Annotated in this window: 12 protein-coding genes; 5 read left to right on the top strand and 7 right to left on the bottom strand. The window is 62.6% G+C overall.

From position 1 onward, the window contains the following. Positions 1-221 precede the first annotated feature (221 nt). Entirely contained in the window at positions 222-773 is a 552-nt protein-coding gene (locus ACH2CW_RS15810) for a peroxiredoxin (RefSeq protein ID WP_395059935.1), read from the bottom strand. A 137-nt stretch (positions 774-910) separates the two neighbouring features. On the opposite strand from ACH2CW_RS15810, the gene ACH2CW_RS15805 reads away from it, so the two are divergent. Then, positions 911-2,392, top strand: coding sequence for a phospholipase D family protein (locus ACH2CW_RS15805; RefSeq protein ID WP_395059854.1), 1,482 nt, complete (start codon positions 911-913; stop codon positions 2,390-2,392). 4 nt (positions 2,393-2,396) lie between these two features. On the opposite strand, the gene ACH2CW_RS15800 is transcribed toward ACH2CW_RS15805, so the two are convergent. Further along, positions 2,397-3,215, bottom strand: coding sequence for a metal-dependent hydrolase (locus ACH2CW_RS15800; RefSeq protein WP_395059852.1), 819 nt, complete (start codon positions 3,213-3,215; stop codon positions 2,397-2,399). Positions 3,216-3,322: 107 nt separating this feature from the next. On the opposite strand from ACH2CW_RS15800, the gene ACH2CW_RS15795 reads away from it, so the two are divergent. Continuing rightward, the gene (locus ACH2CW_RS15795) at positions 3,323-3,934 is read left to right on the top strand and encodes a TetR/AcrR family transcriptional regulator (RefSeq protein WP_395059850.1); all 612 of its coding nucleotides are present in this window, start codon (positions 3,323-3,325) and stop codon (positions 3,932-3,934) included. A 57-nt stretch (positions 3,935-3,991) separates the two neighbouring features. Here the strand turns inward: ACH2CW_RS15795 and ACH2CW_RS15790 are convergent, their stop codons facing one another. Further along, the gene (locus ACH2CW_RS15790) at positions 3,992-6,238 is read right to left on the bottom strand and encodes a sodium-translocating pyrophosphatase (RefSeq protein ID WP_395059848.1); all 2,247 of its coding nucleotides are present in this window, start codon (positions 6,236-6,238) and stop codon (positions 3,992-3,994) included. 231 nt (positions 6,239-6,469) lie between these two features. Here ACH2CW_RS15790 and ppa point away from each other — a divergent pair, with 231 nt between their 5' ends. Then, positions 6,470-7,012: an inorganic diphosphatase gene (gene ppa, locus ACH2CW_RS15785; protein ID WP_395059846.1), complete on the top strand. Its 543-nt coding sequence runs from the start codon at positions 6,470-6,472 to the stop codon at positions 7,010-7,012. A gap of 191 nt (positions 7,013-7,203) precedes the next feature. Here ppa and ACH2CW_RS15780 read toward each other — a convergent pair whose 3' ends face one another. The 4 genes from ACH2CW_RS15780 to ACH2CW_RS15765 form a co-directional block, all read right to left on the bottom strand. Next, positions 7,204-8,031 (bottom strand): alpha/beta hydrolase, encoded by an 828-nt coding sequence (locus ACH2CW_RS15780; RefSeq protein ID WP_395059844.1) that lies wholly within the window; start codon positions 8,029-8,031, stop codon positions 7,204-7,206. After that, a complete protein-coding gene (locus tag ACH2CW_RS15775; RefSeq protein WP_395059842.1) occupies positions 7,955-9,613 on the bottom strand; it encodes a wax ester/triacylglycerol synthase family O-acyltransferase in 1,659 nt (552 codons plus the stop codon). The genes ACH2CW_RS15780 and ACH2CW_RS15775 overlap by 77 nt, the downstream gene beginning before the upstream one ends. Positions 9,614-9,689: 76 nt before the next feature. Next, positions 9,690-10,478: a hypothetical protein gene (locus ACH2CW_RS15770; protein WP_395059840.1), complete on the bottom strand. Its 789-nt coding sequence runs from the start codon at positions 10,476-10,478 to the stop codon at positions 9,690-9,692. A gap of 111 nt (positions 10,479-10,589) precedes the next feature. Further along, on the bottom strand, positions 10,590-11,897 hold the full coding sequence (locus tag ACH2CW_RS15765) for a GNAT family N-acetyltransferase (RefSeq protein ID WP_395059838.1): 1,308 nt from the start codon (positions 11,895-11,897) through the stop codon (positions 10,590-10,592). Between the two features lie 26 nt (positions 11,898-11,923). On the opposite strand from ACH2CW_RS15765, the gene ACH2CW_RS15760 reads away from it, so the two are divergent. Then, positions 11,924-13,612: an NAD+ synthase gene (locus ACH2CW_RS15760; RefSeq protein WP_395059836.1), complete on the top strand. Its 1,689-nt coding sequence runs from the start codon at positions 11,924-11,926 to the stop codon at positions 13,610-13,612. 41 nt (positions 13,613-13,653) lie between these two features. Next, entirely contained in the window at positions 13,654-13,992 is a 339-nt protein-coding gene (locus tag ACH2CW_RS15755; RefSeq protein WP_096665314.1) for a P-II family nitrogen regulator, read from the top strand. The last annotated feature ends 4 nt before the right edge of the window (positions 13,993-13,996 follow it).

Below are 13,996 nucleotides of genomic sequence, written 5' to 3'. Positions count from 1 at the left end.
GGTCATTTCCGTTGACCTGCTAGCAAAGTATGCTATCAAAAGTGTAGCTATTTGTGGGCCGTACTGTCGCCCTTGCGCCAGCTGGGCAGCCCGTGTTGGCCAAGGTGATGCTGGCTCGGGCGAGGGCGTTGCTGATGTCATTCAGTGGCCTTGCGCAATGGCGCCATTGCGCCATTGCGACGCAAGGCGCTCGAGGGGCCCGGACGGTTCCTTGACGGTGGCTATTTTTTGTCGCGGTTTTGCGGCAAATCCCTGATCGCCGCGAGCATCTTCTCGACGTGTTTGAAGGGGTTGAGGCTCTGGTAGTAGTAGGCCACTGACCCGTTGGGCGCGATCACATAGGAAATGCGGTTGGCATAGTCGGGCCGGGTCTGCATCAAGGCGTCAAACGACTTGCTGATGGTCTTGTTTTCATCCGAGGCAACGGGAAACTTGCCCTGACAAGCCTGGCTGGAGAACTTGGAAAGCGTGTCGATGTCGTCGGTGGAAACACCAATGACGCTGGCGCCCAGCGAGGTGAACTGTTCAATGGCATCGGCAAAGGCGTGCGCTTCAATCGAGCATCCTGTCGAGAACGCTGCCGGGAAGAAATAGACCACTACAGGCCCCTTGGCAAGCGCTGCGGCAAGGGAGAAGGTGAAAGTTTTTCCGGCGAGAGCGGCCGGCGCGCTGAATTTTGGGACGGTGTCGCCAATGTCCAGTGCAGCCTGCACCGGAACCAACGGCGCAAAAGCGAGCATGATGGCTCCTGTTGAAAGTATTTTTCTTGCCAGCAGCTTCATAGAGATCGCCCAGAGTAATGTTTCCCATCTTATTGCAACGAAGTTTTTCGCGCCTGCTCTGTCGCGTCCTGGTGCTGGGCGCTGCAGCCTTCGTCACCGCGTGTGGGAGCCTGCCCGCGGTCAAGGAGATGCCTCCCACGTACGCCTTGAAGGTTGATGCGTCGGGCGATCTGGCGAAAATCGTGACAGCTTCGACGCCTCCGGGAGAACATTCCGGCTTTCGTCTGATGCCGCTGGGGGTGTATTCACTTGACGCGCGGCTGGAGCTGGCCCGGCGGGCCAGGTACAGCCTGGATGTTCAGTATTACGTGATTGAAAACGACGGTGCAGGCCGATTGTTGCTTCGCACACTCAAGGAAGCCGCACAGCGCGGGGTGCGCGTGAGGCTGCTTGTCGATGATCTCTATACCGCCCGCACCCAGCAGTTGTTGCTGGCGCTGGGCGCGACGCCGAATATCGAAGTGCGGCTGTTCAATCCATTTTGCTGCGCGCGCGAGCAGCTCGCGGGGCGGTTCATCACTTCGGCTTTTGATTTTGCCCGGCTCAACCACCGCATGCACAACAAGCTTTTTATCGCCGACGGCGTGATGGCGGTGGCCGGTGGCCGCAACATCGCCGATGAATACTTCACCCTGAACACCGCGCAGAATTTCATCGACATGGATGCGCTGGTGGTGGGGCAGGTCATGAGCGAGCTGACGGCGATTTTCGACGCCTACTGGAACAGCGAAGAGGTGTATCCGGTCGCTGCCATCGTCCGTTCCCGCGACTTGCGCGCAGTGATGGCCAGCGATTTTGACGACACGGTGGGCATGGCAGACCCGCCACCCCGTCTGGATCTGCCACCCACGGACGTGCTCGGCTACGGTCCCATCGGCGAGGAGCTCTCCGCTGGCCGGGTCGGTTTCCTGTGGGGGCGCGCCACGGCGGTTGCCGACCCGCCGCACAAACTGCGCTCCATGACCGAGGCCGAGGCACTTGCTACCAGCGTCACCATGCGGGTCTGGGGCCAGCTTCTGACGGCGGAAAAGGAGGTGTTGATGACCTCACCCTACCTGGTGCCAGGTGAGAAGGGCATGGCTGCTTTCGAGGAGCTGCGTCAGCGCGGAGTCGCGCTTACTTTGCTCACCAACTCGCTCGCTGCTACCGACGAGCCGCTGGTTCATACCGGGTATGTGCGTTACCGCCAGAGGCTGCTGCAAGCGGGTATTGATCTGTACGAGTTGAGCCCCGCCCGTACCACCCGCAACAAACGACTTGAACGATTTGGTAGCTCGCTGGGGCGGCTGCATGCCAAAACGGCAGTCATCGACAGGCGAATGATGTTTATCGGCTCGGTCAATCTCGATCCACGCTCGGCCACCAAAAACACCGAACTCGGCATCATGGTGGACAGCCCCCAGCTCGCGCGTGAGATGCTGCGCATCATCAACATCAGCAAGCTGGAAAATGCCTACCGGCTCCGGCTGGTCGGCACGGCCGGCGCCATTGAATGGCTGACCGTGGACGACGAGAAGGAAGTGGTGCTTTCGACAGAGCCCGAGTCGAGCTGGTTGCAGCGGTTCTACAACCGGCTGCTGGGGACCGTGGTGCCCGAAAGCCTGCTGTAACCGGCTATACACCCACCTGCACGTAATGATCACCGTGGGTTGCCAGCCAGCGCGCCGACAACTCGGTCGCCTGCTGGTCGGGGTGAAAATCCCCGCGCAGATAAGCGCGCCAGGGCTTGAAGGTCTGGCGCACCAGACCGCGCTGGCCGAACAAAAAGCTGGCGGCGCTTGTCCAGGTCGACCACTTCCACAAGGTACCGTCATGGCGCAGGTTGTTGACGGTCTGGCGCACGGTGTCGCTCACGAAGACGATGGTGATGCGGCGGAACCATTTGATGCGCCATGCATGGTTGCCGCCCAGCGCCGCATAGATGTCGAAGGCGGTGTTCTTGTGCTCTGACTCCTCGGCGCTGTGCCACAACCACATGGTTTGCAGCCGTTGCTCGCAGGGTGCCAGCAAGTCGGGGTTGCGCAGCAGCCACTCGGCAAATATCGCAGTGAAGTGTTCATTGGCAGCGGTGATCGCCAGCGCATGCAGCGGGTTGGTGCCGGCCAGCATCTGCATGTTGCGTTCGGCGCGCGGCGCCCAGTCGTTGACCAGACTGTGGCTGCCGAGATGGCCGTTGAACAGGCTGTGGATGCGGCGGTGGGTGGCCTCCTGGCCAATGAAACCTTGGACTTCCGCCTTGTATTTTTCCTGCTGTGGCGCGGGCAGGGCCTTCAAACCGTTGCGCACTGCGTCAATGAAAAACTGCTCGCCGACCGGGAAACTCATGGACAGCGCATTGAAAAAAGCCGTGCGGAAAGCATCACCGGCGCACCAGTGGCGCGGCAGCGGTGTTTCGAGGTCAATCAGCAGGCGCCGTACAACAAGTTCGCTCATGGTCATCTCCAAGGGGAAAGTGGTTGGTACCGCGTGGTACCAGTGAGGATGACTGTAAGACCATGCTGTGGTACTGTCAAGTACCAAAAACTGATTGCGTTTTATCCATGCCCCCTGAAACCACCCGCCAAGCCGAAGCGCCAGCCAACCCCTATCGCGCGCGCCTGATTGAAGGCATGGCGCACAGCGTGGCAGCCAAAGGCTACGCCGACACCACGGTGGCCGACATCGTGCGTGAGGCCGGTGCCTCCAAACGCAGTTTTTACGAGTGTTTTGCAAGCAAGGACGAATGCCTGATCGCGCTTTACGTTGCGGCCAGCCATGGCGCGCTCAAGGTGCTGAAGGATTCCATCGACCCGCGCCGTGACTGGAAGACCCAAGTGGAGCATGCCCTGGGTGCTTACCTGGCTTGCCTGGCCAGCAACCCGGCGCTGCTGCGCACCCTGTTTATTGAAATTCTGGGCCTGGGCGACCCCGGCCTGCAGGTGCGCCGCCGCATGAACCAGGAACTGGCCGATTTCGTGGTGCAGGTGGTGCATGCCGGCCATGTGCATACGCCGCAGGACGCGGCGCGCCACACCACCATGGCGATGGCGGTGGTCGGCGGCATCAACGAGCTGGTGCTGCAGGCGATTGAATCGGGCCGCACGGCCGATCTGGTGGAACTCACGCAACCCTGCAGCGCACTGGTGCGGGCCGTGTTGGCCGTGCCCGAGTAATCACCGCGCGTAAAAAAGCCCGCCGAAGCGGGCTGAGGCAAAACGCGGCTTCTTCTTTTATTTCGCTGCGGACGCTGCCGGTGCAGGCCCGCCGGTGGGCGTCGCTGCGGCATCGGCCGCCTGGGTGGGTGCGGGTGCCGGCATGCCGGCAGGTGCAGTCACTGTGGTGACGGGCGCCGCTGGCGCGCTGGTCATCGCTGGCGCTGCGGTCGGTGCGACCGGTGCGGCCGTGGCGGGGCCACCGTGGAACTTCATCATCAGCGGCACGATCAGCAGCGCCACGATGTTGATGATCTTGATCAGCGGGTTGATGGCCGGGCCCGCCGTGTCCTTGTAGGGGTCACCCACGGTGTCGCCGGTCACGGCAGCTTTGTGCGTTTCGGAGCCCTTGCCACCGTGGTTGCCGTCTTCAATGTATTTCTTGGCGTTGTCCCAGGCACCGCCGCCGGTACACATGGAAATCGCCACAAACAAACCGGTCACGATGGTGCCCATCAGCAGGCCACCCAGCGCGGCGGGGCCGAGCAGCAGGCCGACCAGAATCGGAACCACCACTGGCAGCAGCGAGGGGATCATCATTTCCTTGATGGCTGCGGTGGTCAACATGTCAACAGCGGTGTCGTACTCGGGCTTGCCGGTGCCGTCCATGATGCCCTTGATGTCACGGAACTGGCGGCGCACTTCGACCACCACCGCACCGGCGGCGCGACCCACGGCTTCCATCGCCATGGCACCAAACAGATAGGGAATCAGGCCACCGATGAACAGGCCGATGATGACCATCGGGTTGCTCAGGTCGAAGGTGATGGCCCGGCCGTAGGCTTCGAGCTTGTGGGTGTAGTCGGCAAACAGCACCAGCGCCGCCAGACCGGCCGAACCGATGGCATAACCCTTGGTCACCGCCTTGGTGGTGTTGCCCACGGCGTCCAGCGGGTCGGTCACTGCGCGCACTTCGGGCGGCATGTCGGCCATCTCAGCGATACCGCCGGCGTTGTCGGTGATCGGGCCGTAGGCGTCCAGCGCCACCACGATGCCGGCCATGCTGAGCATGGAGGTCGCGGCAATCGCAATGCCGTACAGGCCGGCGAGGTAGAACGACACCCAGATCGCGATACACACAAAAATCACCGGCCAGGCGGTCGAACGCATGGACACGCCGAGGCCGGCGATGATGTTGGTGCCGTGGCCGGTGGTCGATGCCTGGGCGATGTGTTTGACCGGCGCGTACTGCGTGCCGGTGTAGTACTCGGTGACCCAGACCAGCGCGCCGGTCAGCACCAGGCCAACGGCGCAGGCGCCGAACAGCGCCATCTGGGTGCCTGAAGCCTTGATGGCGTTGTCAGGAATCAGCCAGGTGGTGACAAAGTAGAACGCGATCAGCGACAGGCCACCGGCCACAGCCAGACCCTTGTAAAGCGCCGGCATCACGTTGGTCATGCCAGGCGATGCCTTGACGAAGAAGCAGCCGATGATGGAGGCGATGATGGACACCGCGCCCAGCGCCAGCGGATACACCACCGCAGCGGTGCCGGCGGTGCCCAGCAGCAGGGCGCCCAGTACCATGGTGGCGATCAGCGTCACCGCGTAGGTTTCAAACAGGTCGGCGGCCATGCCGGCGCAGTCGCCGACGTTGTCGCCGACGTTGTCGGCAATCACGGCCGGGTTGCGCGGGTCGTCTTCCGGAATGCCGGCCTCGACCTTGCCCACAAGGTCAGCGCCCACGTCGGCGCCCTTGGTGAAAATGCCGCCACCCAGACGCGCGAAGATGGAAATCAGCGATGAGCCGAAGGCAAAACCGATCAGCGGGTTCAGCAGGTTGGCCAGCTTCGCATCGGGGGTGTAGTTGCCGTTGCCCACCAGAAACCAGTAAAACGCCGTGACGCCCAGCAGACCCAGCCCCACCACCAGCATGCCGGTGATGGCGCCGCCTCGGAAGGCGACGTCGAGTGCAGGGCCAATGCCGCGGGTTGCCGCCTGTGCGGTACGCACATTGGCGCGCACCGACACATTCATGCCGATAAAACCGCAGGCGCCCGACAGCACCGCGCCGACAACGAAGCCGATGGCGCTGGGCACATCCAGGAAGATGGCGATCAGGACCGCCAGCACGACGCCGACGATGGCGATGGTTTTGTATTGACGCGCCAGGTAGGCGGCGGCGCCGGTCTGAATGGCGGCTGCAATCTCCTGCATCCGCGCGTTGCCTGCGTCTTGGGAAAGAATCCAGCTGCGGGCCCAGAAACCGTACCCGACGGCGATGAAGCCGCAGACGAGCGCAAGAATGAGCGCTGAGTTGCCTGTCATAGAGAAATCTCCTACGTTGTTTTTCGCTTGGAGGGGGCGCCACGCTAGCGGAGCCCCCGCTGCGTTGCTTCCTCGTTGCTCTCAACATGCGTGGAGACGATTGGCCAACTGTCGAAATTTAACGCCAAAACGTGACAAGTTCGCGAAGCGTCAGGTCTGAATCAGTAAAATGAGGGTAAATACTGATCACGCAGCCCTCATCCTTTTTATTTATCTCTACGCAAAGCGACCATGTCACTCGATAAAGTTACCCCCGGCAAAAACGCCCCCGACTCGTTCAACGTCATCATCGAAATTCCGATGAACGCCGACCCGGTGAAGTACGAAGTCGACAAGGAGTCCGGCGCGATTTTTGTGGACCGCTTCATGAGCACGTCCATGCACTACCCGACCAACTACGGTTATGTGCCCAAGACCCTGAGCGGCGACGGCGACCCGGTCGATGTGCTGGTGATCACGCCGGTGCCGCTGATCCCTGGCGTGGTGGTGACCTGCCGCGCCATCGGCATCCTGAAGATGACCGACGAAGCCGGCGAAGACGGCAAGGTGCTGGCCGTGCCTATCGACAAGAAGTGTTCGCTGTACACGCAGTGGCAAAAACCCGAAGACATGAATCCGCTGCGCCTGAAAACCATTGCGCATTTCTTCGAGCACTACAAGGACCTCGAAGAAGGCAAGTGGGTCAAGATCAATGGCTGGGAAGGCCTTGACGCGGCCCACAAGGAAATCACCGACGGTATCGCCAACTACCGCAAGGAACACCCCGAAGCCTGATTTTCAGGTGATTTAGCCCTCCGACCCTTGTCCTGCAAGGGATGGTAGCTATCAAAAAGGGGGCGACCTCATTGTCATTGCGGACTCGAACCGCAATCCATGCAGCGCCTGCCCGCGCCTGTATGTCCTGTTGCACGGATCCCGGGTCAAGCCCGAGATGACCAACTGAAAGGCTGTTGACTGCCCTGGGTTCAGCCAGCGCGGGTCGGGTCGGGGTAAATCAGTCCGTGCAGAAATGTGCCCTTGCGTGCAAACGGTTTCCACGCGTCCTCGGGCTGCGCCAGCCGGTCGGCCACTGCCCACCAGGCGCTTGGGTTGATGCCCAGGCCGACATGGCTTGCAACGACTTCCACGTTTTCGGTCTGCGGGTGATCGGCGGCCGCTTTCTGGATGCTGCCTTGCCAGGCCACGATGCCGTCGCTGCGTGAATAGATGCTGGTGGTGGGCACCGGCGGCGCCACCGGCAGGTCATAGTTTTCAGTCTCGCGCTCGACCTTGCGGCCGCTGGTCAGTTCATAAATACGCCAGGCGTTGGTGGAACGGTGCGAGCCGGCAAACGGCGTGCCCAAGGTGATCACACCGCGCACCATGTGCGGAAACTCCTTGGCCAGCTCACGCGCGTAGATCCCACCCAGGCTCCAGCCGATCAGGCTGACCTTGTGCCCGGTCTCATGGAAGGCGCGAGTGACCTGGGCCCGGGCCGCTTCAAGCACACCGGCGCGCGGGCCGAAGTTGAAGCCTTGCTCCCAGCCGCTGGTGGCGTAGCCCAGCGAGTCGAGGTAGCGGCGCAGCGGGATGGTGGAGCCGTCGTTGGCCGACAGGCCGGGGAAAACGACAACACCGTGGCCGTCGCCGCGCGGCGCTCGGGCCAGCACCGGCCAGGCCGGCAGCAAAGCGCCAAACTCCCAGAAGGCACGGAACTCCAGCGCCAGCAGCCAGGCGTTAGGCGGCGGGCCGTCGTGCAGGGCTTGCTTTTTGTTTGGGTTTTGCGCCGACTGCCGGGGTGCGGGTTGTGCCATGGCTGGATGCATTGGATGGATGAGCTTTGTTTTTGATGACACTTATCTTGGGACCACCGGCGCTTTTCACAGAGCGAGACTTCCCTGAAAGCGTCGCTGAGGCGACACGCGTTTCAGGGGGTGTGGCCGGTGCTGCGGCGCCCAGCAGCGCCTGTGCCTCATGGAAAGCAGCGGTGATGGCGCGCGCCAGGTCCTGCGCATGAGGCAAGGCTTTTTTGCCAGCGACGATGCCAAAATCCACATGGCCGGCGTAGGTCTGGATCGTGATGTTGAGCGCCAGCCCATGTATCACGATGGACAGCGGATGAAAACTCACAATCTTCGCGCCAGCCAGAAACAAAGGCACCGGTGGGCCGGGTACGTTGGAGATCGCCAGGTTGGCGACCATCGGCAGGCGGCTCGCCAACCCGGTCTTGCCGTAGGCGTTGAGTGCGGCTTTCGCCGCGCCGCCGACCAGCCAGGGCGCCAGCAGGGAAGGGTAGTCGGTCGGCAGCAGGCCCTTGAGGCTTTGCATCGAACTCTTGACCTTGGCTGTGGACGCCATGATCGCGTTCATGCGCTTGAGCGGGTGAGCAATGTGGGTGCCGAGTTCGACCAGGCTCATGCTGACCTGGTTGCCGAGGTCGCTGGCGTCGCTGGCGCCGGCTTCGCGCAAGGACACCGGCATGGCCGCGACCAGCGACTTGGCGGGCACGCTGTTGTGTTGCGCCAGGTAGCTGCGCAGCGCGGTCGAGCAGATCCACAACGCGACGTCGTTGAAACTGCCGCCGACCGCCTTGCCCATGGCCTTGCATTCGGCCAGCGGCACCGTGGCCGCAACAAACACCCGGCCCTGCGTCACGGCGGTGTTGAACGGGCTTTTGGGCGCGAGCTTCATCGGCATCTTGGGCCGACCCGTGCCGCCTTGCAGGGACTGTTTGGCCAGCGTGCTGCCCAGGGTGCTGGCGGCCGAGGGCAGGGACTTGGCCAGCTTGGCCACTTGCGCCAGCGAGTTGGAGAAGACCGAGCCGATCATCTTGCCAACTTTCAGATCAGCCGCCGTTTTGCCGCGCCTTGCCGGATCGGGTGGCACTACCTCGCGTGGCACCGGGCCGACATCGAGCATCGCATTGGCCAGCATCACGCCGCCCCTGCCGTCGAGCGCCGCGTGGTGAATCTTCGAGAAAAAGCCGCCCACACGTTCGCCCGATGGCAGCTTGATCGCGTCGAACACGTAAAACTCCCACAACGGGTACGCGCGGTCGATCAACTCGCTGTGCAGTTTGGCCACCAGGGTGTGCGCCTGTGCCAGTGTCATGGGTTTTTGCGCGGAGCAGGGCACGCGCCGGATGTGGAAGTCAATATCCACCGATTCAGCCTCTACCCACAGCGGGTGGCCGATGTCGAAAGGCATGAACAGCAGCTTGCGACTGAAGATGGGCGCCAGGTGGATGCGACTGGCAATGTGCGCCTTGACCGCCTTGTGAAAGCTGCCCTTGAAGTCAGCCGGCAACTCGCACAGGTTGAGCGAGCCCACATGCATGGGCATCTCGGGGGTTTCGAGGTAGAGGAATGTGGCGTCGAGGCCGGTCAGGGATTTCATTGTTGGGGTGTCTCCGTGGGGGAGACATTAACCGAGTCGGCAGTCCCGGACCACTAGGGTTTGCCGGGGACGCGAGTCAACTGCACTGAGATTGCGCATCAGCCAGCATGGCCTGCTCATCGTCATTCAAACCCACCACCGGCGTGGCCTTGGCCAGGGCCACCCAGACGCTAAACGGAAGTTGCTGGCGCATGTGCCGGGGCGCTGCGCGGGCGACGGCGAAACGCCCGTTTTCAATCACCATCACACCGCATTCGGCCGGCACCTCGCTGGGGTCGGCGATGCATCGTCCCTTCGCATCACATCCCAGCACATACCAGCACTCGCCGCCCAGGTCGAGGTAGGCGGCGCGTTTGTCGGGACGCCTCAAGTCGCCGAGCAGGTCGGAGCGACGCACCTTGATTTCGTGAACCACCGGATCGACATACTCGGCGACCGAAGTATTGCGGATGGAGAAGACATCGGGTTTGGCAATGCACCAGCGGATCTTGCCGCCTTCTTCCAGCGGTGGAAGCTGCGCCCGCAGCCCCAGGCCGCGCCAGGTGATGCGGCCGGCGCGCAGCATCTCGCAGGCGATGCGTTCGACCAGCGCCTCATGGGCCGACAGCGCCGAGCGGGTGCGCACCAGCGTGGTGGCCAGGTAGCTGACACCGGCGTCGGTGACGCGCAAAGTCTCGTGGCCTGCCGGCCCAGCCACGCGCTGCAGCAAGCCGCCCGCCAGCAGTTCGATCTCGATCAGGTCCTGGCAGGGCCAGCCAGCCGAGCGGTAAATCTCGCGCAGGCGGCGCGCGTGGATTTTGCCGAGTACGGCGGCCGGCCCGATGGAAGGTGTGGACTCGGAAATTGCGGAGGATGGATCAAGCATGCTGAAAAAGTCTGGTTCAGGCCGACAGCTTAAAACAGCCTGTTTCACAAGCCAAACAGGCTGTCAGCCCATGGCGGCCCTGCGCAGCTTGCTATCAAAACTGAAGCGGTCTCAGCCGCCGGCAGGGCTGCCGGTTTGCCGGAAGGGGTTGCGGCGGTCCAGCTCATCCATGTAAGCGCCTATGCCTTCGCCTTCACGTTCGAGGAAACGCTCGACCGCGTCGGCAAAAGCTGGATGGGCCAGCCAGTGGGCGCTGGTGGTTTTGACCGGCAGCAGGGCGCGCGCCATCTTGTGTTCACCCTGGGCGCCGCCTTCGAAGCGCTGGTAACCATGCTCAATGCACCACTGCAGCGGCTGGTAATAACAGGCTTCGAAGTGCAGGCAGTCCACGCGCTCAGTCGCGCCCCAATAGCGGCCGTAGGCGACCCTGGCGCCGGATTCGGTGCCAAATTGGCCTGCAGCTCCTGTCCCGCCTTGACTGACAGCTATCAAACTTGTAGCGATCAGGGCATGGTTGCGTTCACCGACGAACAGCAGCCAGTTCTCCGGCATGTCGTCCTGCATGCGCCGGAAGAAGTCGCGGCTCAGGTAGGGCGCGTTGCCGTGTTCGTAATAGGTGCGCTCGTAGCAACTGTAGAAGAAGTCCCAGTCCGCGGAGGTGATGTCGGCACCCAGCGACCAGCGGAAGCTGACCCCGGCCTCGGCCACCTTGCGCCGCTCCTGGCGGATCTTCTTGCGCTTGTCCTGGCTCAGCGACATCAGGAAATCGTCGAAGTCGCGGTAGCCGGGTGAGGAGGTTTCGCCGCCGGGCCGTCCCAAGGCGAAATGCGCCCCCTCGGGGGGCAGCGAGGACACGCCAGTGCCAAGTGTGGGGGCAAGGTTTGTCCAGTGAAATTGCACGTTGTGCCTGAGCATCAAACCCGCTTCCTCACAGGCCGCCACATCCGCATCGCTGGTGAACAGCAAATGCAGAGAAGACAAACCCTCTTCGCCACACCAGGCCACCAGCGCTTTCACCAGCAGCGTACGCGCGGCCGCATCACGCGCCAGCAGGCGGGGGCCGGGCACCGGCGTGAAGGGTGGCGCCACCAGCGCTTTCGGGTAATAACTCAGCCCATGCTGGTGGTAGGCATTGGCCCAGGCGTGGTCGAAGACGTATTCGCCGTAGGAGTGGTCCTTGAGGTAGAGCGCGCAGGCGCCTGCCAGCTCATCGGCGTGCCAGAGGGTGATGAAACGCGGGGTCCAGCCGGTGGCCGGGGTGGCGCTGCCGCTGGCGTGCATGGCGCTCAGGTACTCGTGCCGCATGAAGGGGTTGAGCCCGCCTGCTGGGTCCTGCGACGCGAGCAGGGCATTCCAGGCGGCGCCATCGACCAGCCCCGGCGCGTCCAGCACCCGGATGACATAATCGTTTTCAGTCACAGCATCCACCGTTTTCTTCTTTTTCCATGACTCTCAAGATCTGCGTTGCCCAATTGAACTACTGCGTTGGCGACATGCCGGGCAACGCGCAAAAAATCATTGATGCAGCCCGCTCGGCCTATGCCGACGGCGTGCGCCTGCTGCTCACGCCCGAGATGGCGATTTGCGGTTATGCCGCCGAAGACCTGTTTTTGCGCCGCTCCTTCATCGCAGCCTGTGATGATGCCGTGAATCACATCGCCCGTGAGCTGGCCGGGTTAAAGGGTTTGACGGTGGTGGTGGGCACGCCCACCCATGGCGACAGCGGCAAGGCGCTGCGTACCAAAAGTGTGGAGGTGCAGCAGCGCCACAATGCCGCGCGTGTGTTGCGCGAAGGCGCGGTCGTCGCCACCTATGCCAAACGCGAGTTGCCCAACTACCAGGTTTTTGACGAGCGGCGTTATTTCACGCCGGGCGAGGGTGTCTGTGTGTTCGAGGCCGGAGAGGGCGTTGATTCGGTGCGTATCGGCCTGCTGATCTGTGAGGACGCCTGGTTCGAGGAGCCAGCGCGGCTGGCCAAAGAGGCTGGCGCCGAGCTGCTGGCGGTCATCAATGCCTCGCCTTTTCATGTGGGCAAAGGCGGCGAGCGTGAGTTGATGATGCGCGAGCGTGTGTTGGCCACCGGCCTGCCCATGGTCTATGCGCACCTGGTCGGCGGGCAGGACGAGATTGTTTTCGAAGGCCATTCGTTTGCCCTGCAGGCCGACGGGTCGCTCGCCGGCCGGGCCGAAAGTTTCAAGGAAAATCTGTTTCTAGCCCAGGCGCAGCGTGGGCAGACAGCTATCAAATTGGTAGCGGATGTTGCGCCTGAGCGCAGCGCTGAGGCCGACCTGTGGGACGCGCTGGTACTGGGCGTGCGCGATTACCTCGGTAAAAACGGCTTTCCCGGCGCCATCCTCGGCTTGTCGGGCGGCATTGATTCGGCGCTGGTGCTGGCGATTGCGGTCGATGCGCTGGGCGCCGACAAGGTGCGCACCGTGATGATGCCTTCGCCCTACACGGCCGACATCTCCTGGATAGACGCCCGCGAGATGGCCGCGCGGCTGCAGGTGCGTTACGACGAGATTTCGATTGTTCCGGAGTTCGAGGCCTTCAAGGCTTCGCTGGCCGGCGAGTTCAAGGGCCTGCCCGAGGACACCACCGAGGAAAACATCCAGGCGCGGATTCGCGGCGTGTTCCTGATGGCGCTGTCCAACAAGTTCGGCGCCATCGTGCTGACCACCGGCAACAAGAGCGAGATGGCGACCGGCTACTGCACGCTGTACGGTGACATGGCGGGCGGTTTTGCCGTCATCAAGGATTTGCTCAAGACCACGGTGTTCCGGCTGGCCGAGTGGCGCAACAAAAACGACCCCTATGGCACCGGCAGCAACCCGATCCCCGAGCGCATCATCACGCGTCCGCCGAGTGCCGAGCTGCGCGCCGACCAGACCGACCAGGACAGCCTGCCGCCCTACGAGGTGCTGGACGCGATTTTGCGACGCTACATGGAAAACGACGAAAGCATAGAGAGCATCCTTGCCGCCGGTTTTGACCGCGCGGTGGTCGAGCGGGTGACACGGCTGATCAAGATCAACGAGTACAAGCGCCGACAGGCCCCGGTCGGCATCCGGGTTAGCCACCGAAGTTTCGGCAAGGATTGGCGCTATCCTATTACCAGTAAATTCCGCGCCTGAGCCCCTGCGCCGGAGCCCATCAAAACCAACGGAGATATTCAGTGAAACAAATTACCGCCGTCCTCAAACCCTTCAAGCTCGAAGAAGTCCGTGAAGCCCTGGCCGAATGCGGCGTGACCGGCCTGACGGTGACCGAAGTCAAGGGTTTCGGCCGCCAGAAGGGCCACACTGAGCTGTATCGCGGTGCGGAATACGTGGTCGACTTCCTGCCCAAGGTCAAGGTTGAGGTGGTGGTGAAAACCGAAGATGTGGACCGCTGTGTCGACGCTATCGTGCGGGCCGCGCGCACCGGCAAGATCGGTGACGGCAAGATTTTCATCACCAGCGTCGAGCGTGTGGTGCGCATCCGCACCGGCGAAGAGGACGAAGCCGCAGTCTGACCGG

The organism is Polaromonas sp. (genome assembly GCF_043778355.1).
Lineage (GTDB): Bacteria > Pseudomonadota > Gammaproteobacteria > Burkholderiales > Burkholderiaceae_C > Polaromonas.
The sequence above is the reverse complement of the archived record's forward strand: the minus strand, read 5'-3'. Positions and strand labels throughout refer to the sequence as shown.